The 20985-nt window shown below is 45.6% G+C and carries 22 protein-coding genes and 1 other annotated feature; of the genes, 3 read left to right on the top strand and 19 right to left on the bottom strand.

Annotation, left to right across the window (positions count from 1 at the left end; all coding sequences use genetic code 11):
* Positions 1 to 104 precede the first annotated feature (104 nt).
* The 5 genes from oppF to V7728_RS15870 form a co-directional block, all read right to left on the bottom strand.
* Positions 105 to 1022, bottom strand: a complete 918-nt coding sequence (gene oppF / locus V7728_RS15890) for an oligopeptide ABC transporter ATP-binding protein OppF (protein ID WP_015239568.1) — start codon at positions 1020 to 1022, stop codon at positions 105 to 107.
* Complete coding sequence (locus V7728_RS15885; RefSeq protein ID WP_003155039.1) at positions 1015 to 2091, bottom strand: ABC transporter ATP-binding protein; 1077 nt, start codon at positions 2089 to 2091, stop codon at positions 1015 to 1017. Before V7728_RS15885 ends, oppF begins: the two co-directional genes overlap by 8 nt.
* Before the next feature lie 12 nt (positions 2092 to 2103).
* Positions 2104 to 3021 carry an oligopeptide ABC transporter permease OppC gene (oppC, locus tag V7728_RS15880; RefSeq protein ID WP_007409113.1) on the bottom strand — a complete coding sequence of 306 codons (918 nt, stop codon included), beginning with the start codon at positions 3019 to 3021 and terminating at the stop codon, positions 2104 to 2106.
* 3 nt (positions 3022 to 3024) lie between these two features.
* Positions 3025 to 3960 carry an ABC transporter permease gene (locus V7728_RS15875; protein WP_015239567.1) on the bottom strand — a complete coding sequence of 312 codons (936 nt, stop codon included), beginning with the start codon at positions 3958 to 3960 and terminating at the stop codon, positions 3025 to 3027.
* A 106-nt stretch (positions 3961 to 4066) separates the two neighbouring features.
* Positions 4067 to 5701 carry a peptide ABC transporter substrate-binding protein gene (locus tag V7728_RS15870; RefSeq protein ID WP_025284554.1) on the bottom strand — a complete coding sequence of 545 codons (1635 nt, stop codon included), beginning with the start codon at positions 5699 to 5701 and terminating at the stop codon, positions 4067 to 4069.
* Positions 5702 to 6177: 476 nt separating this feature from the next.
* Positions 6178 to 6389: a binding site (T-box leader), on the top strand.
* A 55-nt stretch (positions 6390 to 6444) separates the two neighbouring features.
* On the opposite strand from V7728_RS15870, the gene trpS reads away from it, so the two are divergent.
* Positions 6445 to 7437 (top strand): tryptophan--tRNA ligase, encoded by a 993-nt coding sequence (trpS, locus tag V7728_RS15865; RefSeq protein WP_015417209.1) that lies wholly within the window; start codon positions 6445 to 6447, stop codon positions 7435 to 7437.
* 32 nt (positions 7438 to 7469) lie between these two features.
* On the opposite strand, the gene V7728_RS15860 is transcribed toward trpS, so the two are convergent.
* The 9 genes from V7728_RS15860 to V7728_RS15820 form a co-directional block, all read right to left on the bottom strand.
* Positions 7470 to 8222 carry a YjbA family protein gene (locus V7728_RS15860; protein ID WP_007409116.1) on the bottom strand — a complete coding sequence of 251 codons (753 nt, stop codon included), beginning with the start codon at positions 8220 to 8222 and terminating at the stop codon, positions 7470 to 7472.
* A gap of 147 nt (positions 8223 to 8369) precedes the next feature.
* On the bottom strand, positions 8370 to 9284 hold the full coding sequence (gene opp4C / locus V7728_RS15855; RefSeq protein ID WP_007409117.1) for an oligopeptide ABC transporter permease: 915 nt from the start codon (positions 9282 to 9284) through the stop codon (positions 8370 to 8372).
* Positions 9285 to 9305: 21 nt separating this feature from the next.
* Positions 9306 to 10256: an ABC transporter permease gene (locus tag V7728_RS15850; RefSeq protein ID WP_003155051.1), complete on the bottom strand. Its 951-nt coding sequence runs from the start codon at positions 10254 to 10256 to the stop codon at positions 9306 to 9308.
* 66 nt (positions 10257 to 10322) lie between these two features.
* On the bottom strand, positions 10323 to 11951 hold the full coding sequence (locus V7728_RS15845) for a peptide-binding protein (RefSeq protein WP_007409118.1): 1629 nt from the start codon (positions 11949 to 11951) through the stop codon (positions 10323 to 10325).
* A gap of 77 nt (positions 11952 to 12028) precedes the next feature.
* The gene (locus tag V7728_RS15840) at positions 12029 to 13018 is read right to left on the bottom strand and encodes an ABC transporter ATP-binding protein (protein WP_003155053.1); all 990 of its coding nucleotides are present in this window, start codon (positions 13016 to 13018) and stop codon (positions 12029 to 12031) included.
* Positions 13015 to 14001 (bottom strand): ABC transporter ATP-binding protein, encoded by a 987-nt coding sequence (locus V7728_RS15835; RefSeq protein WP_012117279.1) that lies wholly within the window; start codon positions 13999 to 14001, stop codon positions 13015 to 13017. Before V7728_RS15835 ends, V7728_RS15840 begins: the two co-directional genes overlap by 4 nt.
* A 173-nt stretch (positions 14002 to 14174) precedes the next feature.
* Positions 14175 to 14960, bottom strand: a complete 786-nt coding sequence (locus V7728_RS15830; RefSeq protein ID WP_012117278.1) for a DUF2268 domain-containing protein — start codon at positions 14958 to 14960, stop codon at positions 14175 to 14177.
* An 83-nt stretch (positions 14961 to 15043) separates the two neighbouring features.
* Positions 15044 to 16282, bottom strand: a complete 1239-nt coding sequence (fabF, locus tag V7728_RS15825; RefSeq protein ID WP_003155056.1) for a beta-ketoacyl-ACP synthase II — start codon at positions 16280 to 16282, stop codon at positions 15044 to 15046.
* 22 nt (positions 16283 to 16304) lie between these two features.
* A complete protein-coding gene (locus V7728_RS15820) occupies positions 16305 to 17243 on the bottom strand; it encodes a beta-ketoacyl-ACP synthase III (RefSeq protein ID WP_007409122.1) in 939 nt (312 codons plus the stop codon).
* Positions 17244 to 17409: 166 nt separating this feature from the next.
* Here V7728_RS15820 and V7728_RS15815 point away from each other — a divergent pair, with 166 nt between their 5' ends.
* Positions 17410 to 17628 (top strand): hypothetical protein, encoded by a 219-nt coding sequence (locus V7728_RS15815; protein ID WP_099566552.1) that lies wholly within the window; start codon positions 17410 to 17412, stop codon positions 17626 to 17628.
* A gap of 28 nt (positions 17629 to 17656) precedes the next feature.
* On the opposite strand, the gene V7728_RS15810 is transcribed toward V7728_RS15815, so the two are convergent.
* From V7728_RS15810 to V7728_RS15795, 4 genes are all read right to left on the bottom strand, one after another.
* On the bottom strand, positions 17657 to 17848 hold the full coding sequence (locus tag V7728_RS15810) for a ComZ family protein (RefSeq protein WP_003155061.1): 192 nt from the start codon (positions 17846 to 17848) through the stop codon (positions 17657 to 17659).
* 12 nt (positions 17849 to 17860) lie between these two features.
* The gene (locus V7728_RS15805; protein ID WP_007409125.1) at positions 17861 to 18814 is read right to left on the bottom strand and encodes a BMP family ABC transporter substrate-binding protein; all 954 of its coding nucleotides are present in this window, start codon (positions 18812 to 18814) and stop codon (positions 17861 to 17863) included.
* Between the two features lie 89 nt (positions 18815 to 18903).
* A complete protein-coding gene (locus V7728_RS15800; protein WP_099566551.1) occupies positions 18904 to 19470 on the bottom strand; it encodes a hypothetical protein in 567 nt (188 codons plus the stop codon).
* A gap of 82 nt (positions 19471 to 19552) precedes the next feature.
* Complete coding sequence (locus tag V7728_RS15795) at positions 19553 to 20287, bottom strand: hypothetical protein (RefSeq protein WP_052827254.1); 735 nt, start codon at positions 20285 to 20287, stop codon at positions 19553 to 19555.
* Positions 20288 to 20546: 259 nt separating this feature from the next.
* On the opposite strand from V7728_RS15795, the gene V7728_RS15790 reads away from it, so the two are divergent.
* Positions 20547 to 20732, top strand: a complete 186-nt coding sequence (locus V7728_RS15790) for a YjzD family protein (RefSeq protein ID WP_007409129.1) — start codon at positions 20547 to 20549, stop codon at positions 20730 to 20732.
* 36 nt (positions 20733 to 20768) lie between these two features.
* On the opposite strand, the gene V7728_RS15785 is transcribed toward V7728_RS15790, so the two are convergent.
* Positions 20769 to 20948, bottom strand: coding sequence for a YjzC family protein (locus tag V7728_RS15785; RefSeq protein ID WP_003155070.1), 180 nt, complete (start codon positions 20946 to 20948; stop codon positions 20769 to 20771).
* Positions 20949 to 20985 lie beyond the last annotated feature (37 nt).

Raw genomic sequence — 20985 nt, 5'->3', positions numbered from 1 at the left:
TGATCTCCCCCTTTTTTTCCATTATAGAAAAACGGGAGCAGGCTTAATAAACTTGAATGTGCGCAAAAAAATCCTCCAAGACTGAGTCTTGGAGGATGATACGTTTATAGATAGGTTTTAAATTCAGCTTCAGTGCACATAACAAAATGTCCCGGTTTCACTTCTCTGAATTCCATCTTTTCTCCGTCTTGCAGCTGATGAATGGACGGATCGTATTTCTTTCGCGTGCGATTTCTTTCATAGTCCGGATCAGGGAGCGGGATAGCGGACAGCAATGATTTCGTGTATGGGTGAAGCGGGTTTTCGTAAAGCTCATCCGCCGGCGCAAGCTCCACCAATTTTCCGAAATACATGACGCCGATGCGATCGCTGATGTATTTGACCATTGATAAATCATGGGCGATAAACAGGTAAGTGAGCCCTTTTTCTTTCTGCAATTCTTTCATTAAATTGACGACTTGCGCCTGAATGGAGACATCAAGCGCCGAAATCGGTTCGTCCGCGATGATAAACTCCGGATCAACCGCCAGCGCTCTGGCGATTCCGATACGCTGGCGCTGTCCGCCCGAAAATTCATGCGGGTAGCGGTTGGCGTGCTCTTTATTTAAACCGACCGTTTCCAGCAGTTCGTGAACCCGCTGCATCCGCTCTTTTTTCGTTTTTGCCAGGCGGTGAATATCTATTCCCTCGGCAATAATGTCGGCGACTGTCATTCTCGGATTTAAAGATGCGTACGGATCCTGGAAAATCATCTGCATTTTCCGGTTAAACTCCAGCAGCTTCTTGCGGGATTTTTTCCCGTGGACATTTTCCCCGTTAAAGAGAACTTCCCCGCCGGTTGCCTCATACAGCCGGATAATGCTGCGGCCTGTCGTTGATTTACCGCAGCCTGATTCTCCGACAAGGCCGAGCGTTTCGCCTTTATAAATATCAAATGACAAATCATCTACGGCTTTTACCGTTCCTTTCTGCGTGAAAAAATGCTGTTTTAAGTGTTTGATTTCGAGAAGCTTCTCAGTCATTTTTTTCACCTTCCTTCATTAAAACAGGATGCTGATACGTATTCGGAAGCTGACGGATTTTAGCCTTCACCGCTTCAGGCGGCTCGACCTTAGGCGCATCAGGATGCAGAAGCCACGATTTCACAAAATGCGTATCAGACACTTTATACATCGGCGGTTCCTGTTCAAAGTCAATTTTCATCGCATATGAGCTGCGGAGCGCAAATGCATCCCCTTTCGGAGGGTTCGTCAGATCAGGCGGCGTGCCCGGGATGGCCGTCAGTTTTTCCTGATCGGTGCTGTCCAGGCTAGGCATTGAGGCAAGCAGCCCCCACGTATACGGATGGCGCGGATCATAAAAGATTTCATCCACCGTGCCCGATTCGACGACCTGACCCGCGTACATGACAGCGACCCGGTCGGCGACATTGGCGACAACGCCGAGATCATGCGTGATAAAAATGATAGACGTATCAATTTTCTTTTGCAGATCTTTCATCAGCTCAAGGATCTGTGCCTGAATCGTCACATCAAGAGCTGTTGTCGGTTCATCGGCAATTAACAGTTTCGGATTTGCCGCAAGCGCCATCGCGATGACGACACGCTGTCTCATCCCGCCTGAAAATTCATGGGGGAATTGGCCGATCCTTTTTTCGGGCATCGGAATTCCGACGAGATCAAGCAGCTCTATGGCGCGCTTTTTCGCGGCTTCACTTGAGATTTTTTCATGTTTGAAAAGCACTTCCGTAATTTGTTTGCCGACTCTCATCGTCGGGTTCAGAGAGGTCATCGGATCTTGGAAAATCATTCCGATGTCCTTTCCCCTGATGGCCTGCATTTCTTTTTCAGACATCGGCACGATATCGCGTCCGTCAAAAAGAATCTGTCCTCTTTTAAAGTAGCCCGGCGGCATCGGGATCAGCTTCATAATCGCTTGGGAGGTCACACTTTTTCCGGAACCTGACTCCCCCACGATCGCAAGCGTCTCTCCTTTATTCAAATGGAAATTCACGCCGCGGATTGCCTGTACCTCTCCGCCGTATGTTTTAAATGAAATGGCTAAGTCTTTTACTTCTAGCAAACGTGTCACTCATATCACTCCTTATTTGCGTAACTTAGGATCCAGCGCGTCTCTTAACCCGTCGCCGACAACGTTAAAGCCGAACATCGCCAGGCAGATAAAGCCGGCAGGGAAGAACAGACGCCAAGGGTAATAGGTTAATGCAGGCAATCCGTCTGAGGCCATCGTTCCCCAGCTCGCAAGCGGCGCAGGTACGCCGAGGCCCAAATAACTTAAAAACGCTTCTGTAAAAATCGCCGTCGGAACCGTCAGTGTCATCGTTACGAGGATAGAGCCCATCGCGTTCGGGACGATATGCTTAAACAAAAGCCGGCCGGTTTTGGCGCCGAGTGTCTGTGAAGCAAGCACATACTCCTGATTCTTTAATTGCAGCACCTGTCCGCGGACGATCCTCGCCATATTGATCCAGCCCGTGATCGTCATGGCGACGATAATGGTCAGCAATCCTTTCGGCAGGACAACCATCAGCAAAATAACCATTAATAATGAAGGAACAGCCCACAGAATGTCGGCGATGCGCATCATCACTTCATCTGTGCGTCCGCCGCGGAATCCGGAAATGCTGCCCCAGATTACGCCGATTAATAAATCAAGCACGGCAGCTGCAACACCGATAAAGATAGAAATCCGCGCGCCCACCCATGTCCGGACGAATATATCCCTTCCAAGGTCATCCGTGCCGAACCAATGATCTTTCGACGGCGCTTTATCCGCATTTAATAGATTGGTAGTGGCATAATCATACCTTGAAAAGACAGGCGCAAAAATCGCCATCAGAATAATAAGAACGATCAGTACGAACCCGACCATCGCAAGCTTATTGCTGCGGAAGCGGAGCATGGCGTCTTTCCAGAGGGAAAGGCTTTTTTTATTTATTTTTTCGGCATCGCCGGCATTAGCTGAAGCTGGTTCAAACATATTTTTAGGAATGTTCTGCATGGTCTAGGCTCCTTTCTTTGCTTTGGAAAGCTTGATTCTCGGATCGATTAATCCGTACAGCACGTCTACAATTAATACGCATAAAAGCAGAAGCACGCTGAAGAACACGGTAACTCCCATAATGACCGTATAATCACGGTTTGTAATGCTGTTTACAAAATGCGCGCCTAAACCGGGAATTCCGAAAATGGATTCAATGATGAAACTTCCCGTTAAAATGGATGCCGCCATCGGCCCCATATATGTCACGACCGGCAAAAGCGCGTTTCGAAGCGCATGGCGCACGGTGACTGACGGACGGGAAAGTCCTTTAGCTGTTGCAGTCCGTATGTAATCGCTGTTTAACACTTCAATCATGCTTGAACGGGAGAGTCTGGCAATGAACGCCATCGGCATGGAAGCGAGCGCAATAGAGGGCAGAAAGGTGTATGCCCAGGATTCCCACCCTGCGACCGGGAACAGTTCTAATTTAATTGAGAAAATATATTGCAAAATCGTCGCCAATATAAAGCTCGGAACTGAGATCCCAAAGATCGTTAAAATCGCAATGGTATAATCCTGCCATTTATTATGGTACAGGGCAGCAAGCACCCCGAAAAGCACACCGAACGCTAAAGCGAGGAGAATAGCTTCTGCACCGAGAGTGAATGAGACGGGGAAGCCTGAATTGATTAAATCATTAACACTTTGGCCTTTATATTTAAAAGAAGGTCCGAAGTCCCACATCGCTACAGATTTTAAGTAGCTGACATATTGAACGAAAAGAGGCTTGTCCAGGCCATAGTGTTCGTTTAAGTTTGCCTCAATTTCAGGCGGCAGCTTTCTTTCGCCGGAAAATGGTCCGCCCGGCGCTGCCTGCATTAAGAAGAATGTGGCGGTCACAATCACAAACAGCGTGATGATCATGTAAATGAATCGTTTACCGATATATTTCAGCAAGGTGAACACCTCCATGTTTTTTACAATTTTATACTTAATCAGTAAGAAAGGTATATGGGGACATCCTCCCCATATACCTTGGGTCTTTTGTTTTCAGAACCGTCTTTTATTCAAAAGAAGCATTTCTGAAGTAAACTTCGCCTGTTCCTGTCAAGATCACATTTTTGAGGTTTTTATCCTGCACCCAAGGATCCGTATAGAAATAAACTGGCGCGACCGGCATTGCGTCAATAAAGATCTTTTCTGCTTTTTTCAGCTCTTCGATACGTTTATCCGGATCCGTTTCAAGCTGAGATTGGTTCAGCAGCTTTTTAAACTCAGGATCTTCCCATCCGGTATCATTGTTTCCGCCTTCTTTATCACGGAACAATTCTAGGAAGTTGATCGGATCGTTGAAATCGCCGAGCCAGCCCATACGCCCGATTTGGTAGTTCTGGCTGTGCAGCTTGTCGATGTAAACATTCCATTCGGAGTTATCAAGCTCAACTTTGACGCCCAAGTTCTTTTTCCACATTTCCTGTACGGCCTGCGCGATTTTCGCATGCGCGTCATCCGTATTGTAGGACAGTTTGATCGCCGGAAGGTCAGAGGCATTCTTGACGCCTAATTCCTTCAGTCCTTTATTTAAGAATTCTTTAGCTGATTTGACGTCATTGTCTTTGAAATAACCTTTTGTGTTATCCTTGAATCCCTTCATTGACGGCGGCACCGCAGCCATGGCCGGGATCTGTTCGCCCTGCGTTACATTTTTCACGATGGACGAGCGGTCGATCGCATAAGCAAGGGCTTTACGGATGTTGACATTGTTCAGCGGTTTCTCTTCTGTGTTGAATTTGTACCAATACACGCCTGCGATCGGTTCAACGTGAAGAGATCCGTCTTTTTTCAATGTCGGCAGAGATTCAGTCGGAAGCTGGCCGAGCGGCATTCCTGCCCAGTCAAGCTCACCGGCCTGGAATTTTTTCAGTTCGGTGTTGTTATTGTTAATCATCACCATGTTGATTTTCTTCAATTTCACAGCGTCTTTATCCCAATATTGATCGTTCTTTTCGAGCGTGATGGAACCGCTGTGTTTCCAGGCCGTCATTTTGAACGGGCCGTTTGACACATAATTTTCGCCCGCATTTGTGTTCCAGTTTTTATGTTTTTCCGCGATTTTCTTGTTGATCGGCATATACGTATAGAATGAAGTTAATTGCGTGAAATAAGGTGTCGGGTTATTCAGTTCAACCTTTAATGTTTTGTCATTTACGGCTTTTACGCCTACATCATCAATCTTTCCTTTTCCTGTATTGGCAGCTTCAGCGCCTTTGATGTAGTAGAGCTGATAAGCGTATTGTGATTCGTTGTTCGGGTCAAGCGCCCATTTCCACGCATATTCAAAATCCTGCGCCGTCACAGGGTCGCCGTTAGACCATTTCGCACCGTCACGAATCGTAAATGTATAGGTCTTTCCGTCTTTGCTTGTTTCAATTTTAGATGCCATTCCTTCTTCAGGCTCACCTTTGGAGTTTACGCGTGTCAATCCTTCAAAAGTCTGGCGGATTACGCCTCCTGAAACGGAATCATTCGCTAAACCAGGATGCAGTGAGAACGGCTCGGTTTTAATATTGATATTAAGTGAAGTCTGTCCTTTGGTGTCTTTTTTACCGCCGCCTGATCCGCCGCTGAATCCGCCGCACGCACTTAATACAAGCGAGAAGATAAGCATCAAACCTACAATAGACCAACGCTTTTTCATGCACTAACCCCCTAATCAAATTTTTCAGCCTTTACTACTAAATACTCAGAAATATCAGACAAAATAACTTAATATTTTTCTAAACTTTAATTGTGTTCCGTCTTTTCTGATTATTTTATGTAAAGAAGCTGTAACAATAGAGTGAACAAGTTCATTATAATGAAATGAATAATTTATTGCAATACTATTTTCTCAATTTAAAATATTTAAATTTGGTCAGTTTTTCTGTCAAAAAGGTGATACACTTCTATAGTTTAAAGCATGACCTAACTAAATTTTTTTATTGCAATTTCCAGTTCATATTGCTTTTTACATATAATATTCGTTATACGAAATGTTGATATGCGTTATCATTTAAGCATTTTCAGTTCTTTTTGAGGATTTTCAGCCCTTAAGCAAACTGGAAATAAGCTTGTATTCCTCTGATGACATTTGGCTATAATTGATTTATAATAGATCAATCAAATACATTTGTTGTGATTGCGATGATGAAGAGTAGTACACATTTTCATCCGTTTGAAGAGAGTCTGCGGTGCTGGGAGCAGGTAACGGGCGATGTGGAATGGACTTCTGAGCAGCTGACCGAACGTTAGTAGGCCCAGCCGGAGCAGCCTCCGTTACCAACGTCTCGAGCGATTCCATTGTAATGGAATAATCAGGGTGGCACCACGGTTCATTCGTCCCTTTTTTCTACGGGAAGAATGGGCTTTTTTTATTATGTTTTAAGAAATGAGGTAAGAACTATGAAGAAAACGATTTTTTCTGGCATTCAGCCGAGCGGTTCCGTTACCCTCGGCAACTACATCGGCGCAATGAAGCAATTTGTTGATTTGCAGCATGACTACAACGGCTACTTCTGTATTGTCGATCAGCATGCGATTACGGTTCCGCAGGATCGGCTTGAGCTGCGGAAGAACATCCGCAACCTCGCGGCTCTTTACCTGGCCGTCGGACTTGATCCCGAGAAAGCGACCCTCTTTATCCAGTCGGAGGTTCCCGCTCATGCCCAGGCGGGGTGGATGCTCCAATGCGTCGCATATATCGGCGAGCTTGAGCGGATGACGCAATTTAAAGATAAGTCAAAGGGCAAAGAAGCCGTCGTGTCAGGACTGTTAACCTATCCGCCGCTGATGGCCGGCGATATTTTACTGTACGGAACGGATCTTGTTCCGGTCGGAGAAGATCAAAAACAGCATCTTGAACTGACCCGCAACCTGGCGGAACGCTTCAATAAAAAATACAATGACATCTTCACGATTCCTGAGGTGAAAATTCCTGAATCAGGCGCGCGCATCATGTCACTGGCTGATCCGCTCAAAAAAATGAGCAAATCAGATCCGAACCAAAAGGCATACATCACGCTGCTTGATGAGCCGAAGCAGCTCGAGAAGAAAATCAAGAGCGCCGTGACTGATTCTGAAGGCATTGTAAAGTATGATAAAGAAAACAAACCGGGCGTTTCTAATCTTTTGACGATCTATTCTATTTTAGGAAACACATCAATTGAAGAATTAGAAGCTAAATATGAAGGCAAAGGGTACGGTGAATTCAAAAGCGATTTAGCCGAAGTCGTTATCGGCGCATTGACACCGATCCAAGAGCGCTACCGTGAATTAATTGAGAGCGACGAGCTTGACCGCATTCTCGACGAAGGAGCGGCGCGCGCAAACAAAACGGCCGGCAAAATGGTGAAGAAAATGGAAAACGCCATGGGTCTCGGACGGAAAAGAAGATAAAGAAAAGAGGCGGGAGAATCCCCGCCTCTTTTTTAGTTCACTTTTGATTCCTGCTCCATTTCCCAAAGCTTTTCGAAAAACGGCTGCCCTTTAATCAAATTTTCACAGAACGCAAGATGTTTATCTGACCAGCCTTCAATTGTTTCATTGTAAAGCATGTCCCAGATCTCTTCAAAGCTCATCCGTTTGATCTGCTCATACATATGGGGATTCCATTCCGTGTACCAATACACAATTTCCGCACGGTTTTTCAGCCCTTTCAGCTGGTCGAGCGCCATAAACATCAGCTGCTTGATCTGCCGCTCTTTTCTCGTCAGCCCTCTGACGTGCTCCGGCGCCAATGACAAAATGTGATATTCCTTTGAAGACTCCAATTGCGCCGGCTCAAATTGAAACGATTCCGGTTCTACATCCTTTACCATTTCATAAACAAGCTGCTCCTGTCTCGGAATCAGGCGGCTCTTTCTGACCGGAATGGTATACCCGATTGTATCCACGGCAATGATGCCGATCCCGTCTGTCACGACAAAACAATACTCCAGCTTTGTCCGCTCATGATTTTTTCGCACGTATGACTTTTGGTGGACTTGGTCAAGCAGCTCTTTCGGAAGCTCTGATAAGTCGTTTTCTATGTAATGAAATAATACCGACGGCACTCTGAGCAGCGGCGTCTGATCCAAAAGTTCAACCGTGTCTTCCTTCCGCCATTCGTGAAAATGGCATACATTGTAGCCGTTTTCTTCCCCTTCAAACCAATTGACCCATACATCATGAAGAAATAACATATTCGACCCCTCACTTTATAAAAACTGTTGTCCACAGTATAGGCAAGGGATAGATAAATTATTCCATTTCGATATGAGATTTCCGCAATACGGAACTGGATTTCTGACTGCATCGCAACAAAAAAATCTCCCGTTCCGTCCGGGAGATCATTTCACATTTTTCGGATCAAGCGCATCACGCAGCCCGTCTCCGACAAAGTTAAAGCACAATACGGTAAGAAGGATCAACAAACCTGGGAATAACGGGTACCACCAAGCCTGAATCATAAGCGTAAAGTTCTGTGCATCCTGAAGCATATTGCCCCAGCTTGCGATCGGCGGCTGAATCCCGAAACCGAGATAACTTAATGTAGATTCCGCCAAAATAACCGTTCCCACCTTTAATGTGGCTGAAACAATAATCGGTCCGAGCGCATTCGGCAATATATGAGAAAAGATGATGTGATGATTTTTTGTACCGATCGTCTTTGCAGCTAATACAAACTCTCTGGAACGAAGCGATAAAAACTCCCCTCGGACAAGGCGTGCCGTTGTTGTCCAGCCTGTAAGGGAGAAAATTAAAATTAATTTATCCATTCCGGGCTGAAAAATCGTAACAAGTGTAATAAGCAAAAATATATCAGGTATGGATAATACGATATCAACGGTTCTCATGAGAACGGCATCGACAATCCCTTTAAAATATCCGGCAACGGCTCCGACAACTGTCCCGATTGTAATCGCGCCGATCACAGAAGCGAATCCGACAAGCAAGGAGACGCGCGCCCCGTACAGAACCCTCGTAAAGATGTCTCTTCCGAATTTATCAGTTCCCATTAGATGTTTTAAGCTCGGCGGCTTCAAACGATTGATAAGAGATTGACTCTCCGGAGAGTAAGGAGCGATTACCGAAGCGAACAAGGCTGACAAGATGATGATGGTTAATATAACGGCTCCGATTACAGCTAGTTTATTTTGAAAGAACTTTTCGAAAAAAATCTTCGTCATTGTTTCCGGTTTGGATTGAATATTTTCCTTTAATTTTACTTCGCTGGGGGGTGTGCCGGTATTTGGCTGTAACATTTGACCTCTCACCTCTCTTTGTTAATATTCAATGCGGGGATCAACCAGCGCATATAAGATGTCCGCAATTAAATTCCCCACCACAACCAAAACAGCTGAAATGACCGTCATGGCCATGATAACCGGATAATCCCGCGAAAAGGCTGAATCAATAAACAATTTGCCGAGACCCGGCCAAGTAAAAATCTGTTCTACCACTACCGCTCCCCCGATAAATGACGGTATCATCAGACCAAAAATAGTGATGACAGGAAGAAGTCCGTTTCTCAAACCGTGTTTAAAAATCACTTTATTATCTCGGAATCCTTTCGCACGCGCCGTTCGTATATAATCCTGTTTTAACACATCAAGCATACTGGATCTTGTGTATCTCGTTATCCCTGCCATGTCTGCCGTGGCGAGCACAAAAGCAGGCAGAATCAAGTGATGCAATCGGTCAAATATGTTAAAGTCAGCATTCAAAGTGCTTACTCCGCCAGTGGGAAACCACCCCAGATTTACAGATAAAACCATGATTAAAATCAAACCGAACCAAAAATTCGGAATGGCAAGCCCTAAAAATGAAGTAACAGTTATCCCGTAATCCAATTTTGAATAAGGACGTTTCGCTGACAGAACACCAAATGGAATAGAAATAAGAAGAGCGACAAGGGTTGAGAAAAGCATAAGCACAATCGTATTCGGTAAGCGGGATAAGATAAGTTCAGAAACTGGAGTGCCTTTCTTGACGATAGAAGTCCCGAAATCCCCTTGCAGCATATTCCCCAGCCATTTCACATATTGAACAGGTTCCGGATCATTCAACCCGTATTTTTCAATGAATTTTGCCCTGTCCGCTTGACTGATTGTAGGGTCCATCATAAGTGACATCGGGTCTCCCGGCGCTGCTTTCATGATGGCAAACGACAAAATTGTAATGCCTAAGAGAATCGGCAAGGACATTAATGTTCGCCGTAAAATATATGTAACCATGTTCTTGTCCCCTTTTTAAATAGGATAAGAGAGGAAAGGAACCTCCTTCCCTCTCCAGGGCTTTTGCTATTTTTGATCCAGCCACCATTTTTCAATATTGTACAAGTCATTTTTAGGGTGGAATACATAGCCTTGTAAATTATTCGGCATTGCTCTGTGGTAATTGTAATAGAATAAGAAGCTGTACGGCTGATCTTCAGCAATCAATTTGTATATCTCTTCATATTTCTTTTGGTATTCTTTTCTGTCTGTAATTGTCTTCGCTTCTTCAAGCAGCTTGTCGACTTTCGGGTTTTTATACCAGATATTATTCAGCCCGTTTTTCGATTGGCTTGAATGGAAGATAGAGAACTGATCCGGGAACGTTGCAAGACTCCATCCGAGAAGAAGAGCGTCATAATCCCAATTAGGGGCACTTGTCTGTTCGATTAACGCACTGAATTCAACAATTCGCGGTTTAGCCTCGATTCCCACTTCTTTTAATTGCTGCTGAACGACAACAGCTAAATCTTCACGAATTTTATTGCCTTGATTCGTTTTAATTTCAAATGAGAATTTTTTTCCGTCTTTATCAAGGTAGCCGTCACCGTCATGGTCTTCCCATCCGGCTTCTTTTAGCAGCTGCTTTGCTTTTTTCGGATTATAATCAAATGTCGGCACTTTAGACTTCGGATAATTCCATGACAGCGGACTCTCAGGAACATCCGCTACCTTACCGTCTCCGTTCAGCACTTGATCCACCATTGCCTGCCTGTCAAGAGCGTAAGTCAATGCCTGACGCACTTTTTTGTCTTTAAAGATCTCTTTTTTCTCATTCCAGCCGATATAGCTGTAGTTTAAACCAAGGTCAGATTTGACCTTCACATTTCCAAACGTTTTAACCGTATCAAAATCTGTGCCCGGCACAACGAAGAAATCAATATCCCCCGCTTTTAACTGAGCCACAGCCGCGTTAGAATCAGGTATTGTTTTTACTGTCACTGTATCAAGGTAAGGTCTTCCGCCAAAGTAATCATCATTTGCTTCCAGTTTGACATACTCGCCCTTTTTCCACTCAACAAACTTAAACGGACCGGAGCCGATTGGATTTTTACGGTTAAATTCATTCTCTCCCAGATCTGCAACCGGCACCTTACCCAATATATGTTTTGGCAAAATGCCGTAACTGTCGAGAACGACATTATAGAAATAGGCATCTTTTTTCTTCATTTTAAACTGAATTTCATATTTTCCTTTTTTCGTTACGGATTTAAGGGACTCAAAACCCGAGCCACGCTCACCGTTGTAATCCTTGTTAAGAGGGATGCTGTAGGTGAAAACAACATCATCGGCCGTCAGCTCTTTTCCATCATGGAATTTTACGCCTTTTTTCAGTTTTACATCATACGTTAATCCCCCGTCAGCTTCTGTTACTTTTTCAGCCAGCGACGGCTTGACGTTTAATTTCTCATCAGTTTCCAATAATGTGCTGTAAAGCATTCCTTCAATATCAGAACTTGCAACATCAGTAGAATAAAGTGGATTAAAAAGTGTGGGTTCCCCGGTTGACCCGACAACCAAATCTCCGCCTTTTTGCGGTTTTCCTGCCGGTTTGGATTCGGTGCTTGTGGATTTTGAGCCGGAGCAGGCTGACAGGAAGATGGCAAACGCCATAAAAACACTTAGCATCATCAGTGCGCTTTTACGTAATTTCATATCAATTCCCCCTTTGTGATATATATGCAGCAAACTGGTTATGTAATCCGGCATACCCCCTCTCGATGCTTGTCATTTCAGGCATATAAATGGCAGGCGACGTAATGGCCGGGAGCGGCTTCTTCAAATGCCGGGATTTGTTCCTTGCAGATCGGTTTGGCCATCGGGCACCGCGTGTGGAACACGCAGCCTTTCGGCGGGTTTGCCGGGCTTGGCAGTTCTCCTTTCAGGATGATTCGTTCCCGCTTGACGGCGTCTTTTTTTCTCGTGACGGGCACTGAAGACAAAAGCGCTTGCGTATAAGGGTGAAGCGGATTGCCGTACAGCTCGTGTTTATCGGTCAGCTCCATCATTTTTCCCAGATACATGACGCCGACTCTGTCGCTGATATGGCGGACAACACTCAAATCATGAGAAATAAACAAATAGGTCAGGTTGAATTCATCCTGCAGTTCTTCCATCAGATTGATGACCTGGGCCTGAATGGAGACATCGAGTGCGGAAACGGGTTCATCCGCAATAATCAGCTCGGGATTCAACGTCAGAGCCCGCGCAATCCCGATCCGCTGGCGCTGCCCTCCGGAAAATTCGTGCGGATAGCGGTTTGCAAAGCTCGGATGAAGGCCGACTTTCGCCAGCAGCTCCTCCACCCGCTCGTTCCGCTCGCTCATGCTGTACATATGGTGAGTCTGGAACGGCTCTTTAATAATGGAACGCAGCGTTTTCCTCGGGTTAAGGGATGCGAAGGGATCTTGGAAGACCATCTGGATGTTTTTGCGGACGCTTTTTCTCAGCTTTTCTTCAGATAAGCCGGAGATATCCTGACCCTTAAATAGAATCCGGCCGTCTGTCGGCTTGTATAAACGGATCATCGTCCTTCCCGCCGTTGATTTGCCGCATCCTGATTCACCGACGATGCCGAGCGTCTCCCCGCGCTTCAGTGAAAAAGAAACACCGTCAACAGCCTTTATATCACCGACTTTCCTTTGAAAAAAACCGGAGCGGATCGGGAAATATTTTTTTACGTCTTTCAGCTCTAAAATCGTTTCTTGGCCTGCAGCTGTCATTTTGATTGGGCACCCTCTTCCTCATATAAAAAACATCTTACAGAACGGCCGCTTTCATGCGTTATCAGCTCCGGCTGCCCTGTTTTACATTTGTCCATCGCTTTTGAACACCTCGGGGCGAATCGGCAGCCTTCCGGAAGATTATCCGGTGTCGGGACACTGCCTTTGATCGCTTTTAATGTATCAATCTCTCCATCTATCACCGGTATGGAGTTTAACAGCCCTTCGGTATACGGATGAAGAGGGTTTAAAAATAAGTCCTCCACACTCGCGCTCTCTACGACTTGTCCGCAGTACATCACGATCACCCTGTCGGCGGCTTCGGAAACCACACCTAAATCGTGAGTGATCAGCAGAATGGAAGTATCGAATTTTTTGCAGAGGTCTTTCATCAGCTCCAATACTTGGGCTTGTATCGTCACATCAAGCGCCGTCGTCGGCTCATCAGCGATCAGAAGCTTCGGATTGCAGCTGAGCGCAATGGCGATCATCACCCTCTGTCTCATCCCTCCGGAAAGACGGTGCGGATATTCTTTCATCACTTGTTCCGCTCTGGAGAATCCGACGAGTTCCAGAAGCTCAACGGCTTTTTTGGACGCTTCTCTTTTATTCATTTTTTTATGGTATTCAAGCACTTCGGTAATTTGTTCGCCGATGGTCAGCACCGGATTCAGGGAAGTCATGGGCTCCTGAAAGATCATAGAGACGTCATTTCCGCGGATTTTGCAATATTCGTTTTCGGTGAAGGAGGCCAGGTCCCTGCCTTCAAGCTTAATCGAGCCGTCCATAATTTTTCCGCCCGAGCTTTGGACAAGTCCCATAATAGAAAGCGAGGTGATGCTTTTGCCCGAGCCGGATTCTCCTACAAGAGCGACGGTTTCGCCTTTGTTAATGTGAAAATCAACCCCGTCGACTGCGGGGATCGGCTGTTTCTTTCTGAAAAAATAGGTCTTTAAATTATTCACTTCTAATAGTGTGCTCATGATACGCCCCTTTCTCATTCCGCTGAAGCAGAGGGAAACATACGTTTCGCTATCACAAAATATAGAATAGTCGAAAAATTTTATAGTTGTATATTATTACATCATTATTACAAAAGCAAGAATTTTTTAGGATAAATGTAATATCCTTAAATAATTTCCATTCTTTTAATCTATTAAAGCGTTGCCTCCAGAAAGGTTTTTGAAGGGATGGCCAATGCTTCTTTTACTGTTTTTTGATGGTCGGTTAAATATTTTTTTACTATATTGAATCCGACGGCATAGCCGAGCATTGAGGGGAAGTATCCTTTTCCGTATAACAGCTGGGAAAACATTCTGCTGTCTCTCGTTAAGCGGAGGTTCGGCTTGACTCTTTTTTCAAACAGAAAATCAAGCTGCTCAGGCGTATAGTAGGACGTCCATTCCGCCGTAAGACTTGAGCCGAACCGCTCATATACAGCATATTCTGCCAGCCCCTCCATCATGATTGTATCAAGAAATGTCTCGTCTTTTTCGTCCTTTGTCACATGTTCTAACCGGCAGACGTGATTATATTCATGTGTCATAAGAGCGGATACAGCTGAATTGGAACTATCCGACGATAGAAAGAGGAACATTTTGTCCCGAAAGGCCAGACCGGATTTTGATCCGAATTCCTGACGGATTTTCCGGTTTCGTTCATCGACGGGCAAAACTACGATCGGCACGTCCGGCCCGTTCCACTTCTCCTTTAAATAAGCTTCCTCCTTTTGAATATGGCTGTAGCATCCTTTTTCTTTCAGCCGTTTACTGGTCCTAACGCCGTCCTTCAAATGGCGGAACATGCCGTGGTTTTGCAGCATCCCGAGTATTGGCTTCCACTCTTTCTTATCGGCCCCTGAAAAAAGCGGCAAAAGATGCGGGGCCAGATCATTTACGGATGCCGCCTTTTCCATCCATTGATATGTCTGCTTGACGCTCATACCGGTTCGCCTCCTCTTGTTGTTATCATATGCACGCACAAAAAAACCGGCCACCTTTTTCAGGCAGCCGGTCAGAAACTGTATTATTGATATTTTTTAAAGATCAAAGTGGCATTATGTCCGCCGAAGCCGAGCGAGTTGCTGAGAACGATGTTGACATCCTGCTCGCGCGCTTTGTCCGGTACATAATCTAAATCACACTCTTCATCAGGTGTTTCGATGTTAATCGTCGGCGGGATAATGCCGTCTTTAATGGCCATGACGGAGAAGATTGCTTCAATTCCTCCGGCAGCGCCTAACAAATGACCCGTCATTGATTTTGTCGAACTGACGGCAAGCTTGTACGCATGATCACCGAAAACGGTCTTAATGGCTTTTGTCTCATATTTATCATTGTAGTACGTGCTTGTGCCGTGAGCGTTGATGTAATCAATTTCTTCAGGCTTGATGCCCGCATCTTTAATTGCTTCCTGCATCGCTCTCGCACCGCCTTCCCCGTCTTGGGCAGGCGCGGTAATGTGGTAGGCGTCACCAGTTGAGCCGTAGCCGACAATTTCCCCGTAGATTTTCGCACCGCGGGCAAGCGCATGCTCAAGCTCTTCAAGCACGACAATCCCCGCGCCTTCTCCCATGACAAAGCCGTCACGGTTTTTATCAAACGGGCGGCTTGCCGTTTTTGGATCAGGATTTGTAGAAAGGGCTTTGTTTGCGCTGAAGCCCGCAAATGACATTCTTGTCAGCGGCGCTTCCGTTCCGCCCGTAATCATCGCATCGGCATCGCCGCGCTGAATGACTTTAAACGCGTCACCGATAGAGTTCGTTCCCGTCGCACATGCCGTCACCGTACAGGAGTTGACTCCTTTTGCTCCGAGAGCGATTGAGATTTGGCCTGTCGCCATATCCGGAATCATCATCGGAACAAAGAACGGGCTGACCCGTCTCGGCCCTTTAGTCAGGAAGATTTCGAATTGGGATTCAAGCGTTTCAAGACCGCCGATTCCGGACCCTACCCAAACGCCGACTCTCGGCGCGATCTCGTCTGTGATGTTCAGACCGGCATCTTGAACGGCCATTTTCGCGGCTACGACAGCGTATTGCGTGAAGCGGTCCATTTTTCGCGCTTCTTTTTTATCCATGTGATTTTCAATATTGAAATCTTTCAGTTCAGCAGCTACTTTCGCCGGATACTCGTCCGATTCCACACGTGTGATCGGTCCGATTCCGGATACGCCGCCGATTGCATTTTTCCAGCTTGTTTCGGCGTCGTTTCCAAGCGGAGACAGGGCTCCAAGCCCTGTAACGACTACTCTTTTTTTACTCATCTTGTGTGCACCTCACCTTTTTTTATCGTCCCCAGCGTATTGCTATGGCGCCCCATGTCAATCCTCCGCCGAAACCGACCATGACGATGACGTCGCCGTCTTTAATTTTGCCTGCTTCCAGTTCCTCTACTAATGAAATCGGAATGGATGCTGCGGATGTGTTTCCATATTTATGGACTGTTTTAGACATCTTTTCAACCGGAAGCTCCAAACGTTCCCGTGCCGCTTCCATGATGCGGATGTTTGCCTGATGCGGAATCAAAAAGTCTACGTCCTCTTTGGAGAGGCCGGCTTTTTCAATGACATTTACACTCGATTCACCCATTTGCCGGACGGCGAATTTGAATACTTCTCTTCCATGCATGATTGTATGCCCTTTTTCATCTAAGTACAAGTGCTGACCGCCTGTACCGTCTGCTCCGAGCTCAAATGACAGTATGCCTCTGTCGTCGCTGACCGGTCCGATGACCGCCGCTCCGGCTCCGTCTCCGAACAGCACAGCCGTATTGCGGTCGTCCCAGTCGGTAATGCTTGAGAGCTTTTCCACGCCGACCACGAGGACATGTTTGTATGTTTGCGATTCAATGAATTGTTTGGCGGTTACGATACCGTACATAAAACCCGCACATGCGGCGCTGATATCCATCGCGCACGCTTTTTTGGCCCCGAGCTTCTCTTGTATCATACAGGAAACGGTAGGGAAGGACTGGTCAGGAGTAACCGTCGCCACGAGGATCATATCAAGCTCCTCAGCGGAAATGCCGGCCTGATCAAGCGCTTTTTGCGCAGCCTCAGCGGCCATGCCGGATGAATACATATCTTCCGCGGCGATTCTTCTTTCTTCTATACCTGTTCTCGTACGAATCCACTCGTCCGATGTATCTACCATTTGTTCAAGATCATGATTTGTCAGCACTTTTTCCGGGATGTAACGGCCGACGCCAAGAATTCCAGCTTTCATTGGAAAGACTCCTTTTTTATAATGAATTTAAAACTAATTAGTTATGATCAATTATTAGTATCAGGTACTAATTCTACCCTATTTTTTTTCTGTTGGCAATATATTCGTCTAAACTATCGGACGCTGCTCCTCATAGAATAAAAGGAAGACGAAAGGAGGCTTCACTATGGATATTTTCTCCAAAATGATGTTCGGCGATTCCAGAGACCGGGATAAAGAACCGGAAGAAAACCCGGAGCAGCCTCAGGCTGAAAACGAAGAAGAGATCGATTACAACCACGTGATGAATCAGCTGGGGTCCATCATGAACTCTCTGGATCAATTAAAGCCCGTATTTAAAAACTTTGCGCCGATGGTGTCCGCTATAAAGAAAAAAATCATGTGAAAAGCCACTTCATGAAAAGTGGCTCTCTTTATTTATTCAGCTCCCCGGCATCAGATCTGCCAAGCTCATACGCTTCCGCCATGACCGATGTAAACAGGTCCATAAACGGCTGAATCATTTCCATAGACAGATCTATGCCGGATTTCTCAAGCTCTGCCTTTGCTTCCGGCAGGTATTTCATCGCGATCTGCATAAATTCAAGAGACTTTTCATGCTGCATGTGTATCCACCTCTATTCATTTGACGGCAGTTCATTTGTTCGGTTATACGTTTTTACAAGGTCTGAGATTTTGTCTTGAAATGCTTTGTCCACCAGAGGGCTGAACGTCCCCATTTCAACGACTCCTTCCCTGAAATCAAAGTTGTGATCTCCGCTCTTGAGCGTACCTTTATTATATTGCTCGGCAATTAATGTATAGGCTTTATCTACGTTTTGCACCGTGCTTGTCAGCACCGTGTTTTTGCCGAGATTCGATTGCTCGGCGACATAGCCGATGGCGTAAAGCCCGTCTTTTTTGATTTGCTGAATGACAGGAACATTATACCCGTCTCCGGCCGGATATACAACATCCGTGCCTTCCGCTTTTAACTTCTCGTAAAGATGCAGCGCTTCATTGCCGTTATCCCAGTGGTCCGTAAATTCAGTATTGACGGTGATATCAGGCTTTTCATATTTCGCCCCTTTGATAAAGCCGTCTACTTCAGGCTGCCACAAAAAGGAGGCGATGACGCCGACCTCATTGGTTTTTGACATATGGGCGGCTGTCATTCCCCCGAAAAAACCCATTGCTTCTCCCATAAGATGAACGCTTGTGACATTATCGCTTTTCGCCGTTCCGTTTGCGACGACGAATTCCATGTCGGGATAATCCTTGCTGATCATATTGAAGATTTCCTCGTATTCATTTCCGTGCCCGTATAAAAGATTGACTCCTTTTTTATGAAAATCATCTATCGCTTTTAAAATATCTTCATCGGATCTGATATTTTCTTTATAATAAACGTCAACGTTAAATTCAGATTGTATCGCTAATAAACCTTTGTAACCTTTTGTGCCCCATACCAAGTCACTGATGGTATCGGGAAAAAGCATTCCGACCTTCTCAATTTTTCCTTTAAACGGAGTTTGTGCGCATCCGCTCAATAAAAGGAGGACAGAAAAGATCATGACAAGCCTGGTGATCAAGCCATGTTCAACCCCTTTTCAAACTCATAACATATATAATTGATATACGTTTATTGTAGCGGTAATGCACATAACATGGAAGGTATTTCTTAAAAAATGTCGAATATTGATGAAAATTGTCTTTTCCATTCTTTAATTTTTTCTTCCGCTTCCTTTTTTTGCGTTTTTTCTTTTATTTCCAGGGTAATAATCTGATTTTCGTCTTCTGTGCCGTATGCCTCAAGCTGATTCATCAGCCCGCAGACTGCGTCTTCTAAAAAGATCCTGCTTTCGCCATCTTCTTTTGCTTCTGTCCACGGACCGTAAAGGGGAGGAAGGATAATCGCTTTTGCCGTATCCCGCTGACCGTTTTTTTCCCAGTCTCCGTGATCCTCACTGTAAACAATCCAATATAAAGGCTCAGCCCTTTCTTCAGGCAGACACCCGCTCCCGTATTGAACGCAGATACGATCGTATTCCTTTTCACCGATTTCATCTATTATTTGAAAAAGCCCGTTTCTCGCGAGCCACATTAATCGTTCTTCTAAATACAGCTGCCTCGTTTTGTCCTCCGGTTCTGCCAAAATGACATCAACATGCACGCCCTCATCCATCAACCGTTCGCACAATGAAAGGCCGAGAAATTCGTCTGCTCCAATGATCAGCGCTGTCTTCATCACATCTGCCGCCTTTCCGGTTTTTCATTCGCACACAAGCCAAACAGCCCTCTGAAAAGAGATGGCTGTTGTATTCTATTCATTACAGGTCTTTTTCATGACTGCGGAAAAACCGGCAGATGGCTCTGTACATACGCGCAGGGTTCTCAAGCAGGTGATACGTGATATCAGTCTTGCTTCCGGTCTTTTCCCGGGCTTCTTTATACGCATTCGCATGCAGGGTGTACGGGTACGGCGCTCCGGTCGTTCTTTGCCATATATGTACCGGCACGCGGGTGCGGCAGCCGGTAATGGTCTGATAGCTCAGTGAGCTTGCCTCTTTTTCAGAAACACCGAAGCTCTGTGCCGTTTCCCTCAGAAACTGCTTATAAAAAAACTTATTTTCTTTCTCTGATTCAAAATGGGCTTGAAGGTCAAGACAAGGATCTAACATTGCGGCTGAACGGATATGCTCCGCTGAAGACTGCAGCAATTGATCGGCGATAAGGGCGCCCATGCCTTCTGCGAGCAAGTGTATTTTCGGATTGAGGGTTTCTTGTTTAAGCACATAATGCATCAGCTGTCTGGCGTAAAGGACGGCTTTTTCCGAACCCCAATGCCGTCCGTATAAATTGCTGTTAAAAATGGTGTACCCTCTGTCAAGCATCGTATTTAACAGCTGGTTTCTCCCTTCATGTTCGAGCCAAAAGCTTGAGTCCCGGCTGACAAAGTGGGTTTTGTCCCCCAGAATAAAGATACAGAAGCCGTTCGGCCGATACGGCAGATGGATGACGTTCAGCTCAGATCCGAATTGGAAAAATCTTTCCGTAATCCCCATGCCTGCCCGCCTCCTTTTACTCCTAATCTCTCTATTGGCTATCATATGTAAGAAGAATGAAAACGGATCGGATAAACTCCTATTTGCTGCTATGTTTTGGCTATTATCCCGAGCACAGGAACCGAATTTTCCATCAGACGGCCGGACAGGCGGGCAATGTCAGTTTCAGGCGCGCTTTTTGATGAGAAAATGACCTTCCGCCCGCGCTTTATGTATGGTATGATACAACGTAGAATAAAATGAAGGACGAGGTGGAAACGTGCGGTTTATTATCGGTTTTATTTGGACGTTCCTTTTAACACATATGGCCTGTTATTTGGTCGCCTCCATGAACAGCGCGGCGTACAATTTCAAGCAATCATCCGTTATTGCCGTGGTTATTGCGGTGCTAGTCTTTGTTCTTGCGGAGATCATGCCTGTCAAACAGGATGCAAGCCAGCATTAAATAAAAAAACCTGCTATTCAGCAGGTTTTTTTGTGTTCACGGTTTTCGTTGATACGTCCACAATCTGTTGTGGTTTGAAGTTTCAGGGAACATTTCTCCCACTGTAAGCTTGATTTTTTGCGGGTTTTTGACCATGCTTCCCGTTTCGCCGATTTCAACGTACACACCGTTATTCGGCGCTTTTTGTCCCGGGCGGAATTGATGCTGCTGTCCCACGTCATTTCCTCCTTTTTCTTTTTTATGTAGTATGCGC

The sequence above is a fragment of the Bacillus sp. JHAA genome (assembly GCF_036961585.1).
In the GTDB taxonomy this organism is placed as follows: Bacteria; Bacillota; Bacilli; order Bacillales; family Bacillaceae; genus Bacillus; species Bacillus velezensis.
Note: the sequence above shows the minus strand (reverse complement) of the source record. Positions and strands in the feature narration are given on the sequence as shown.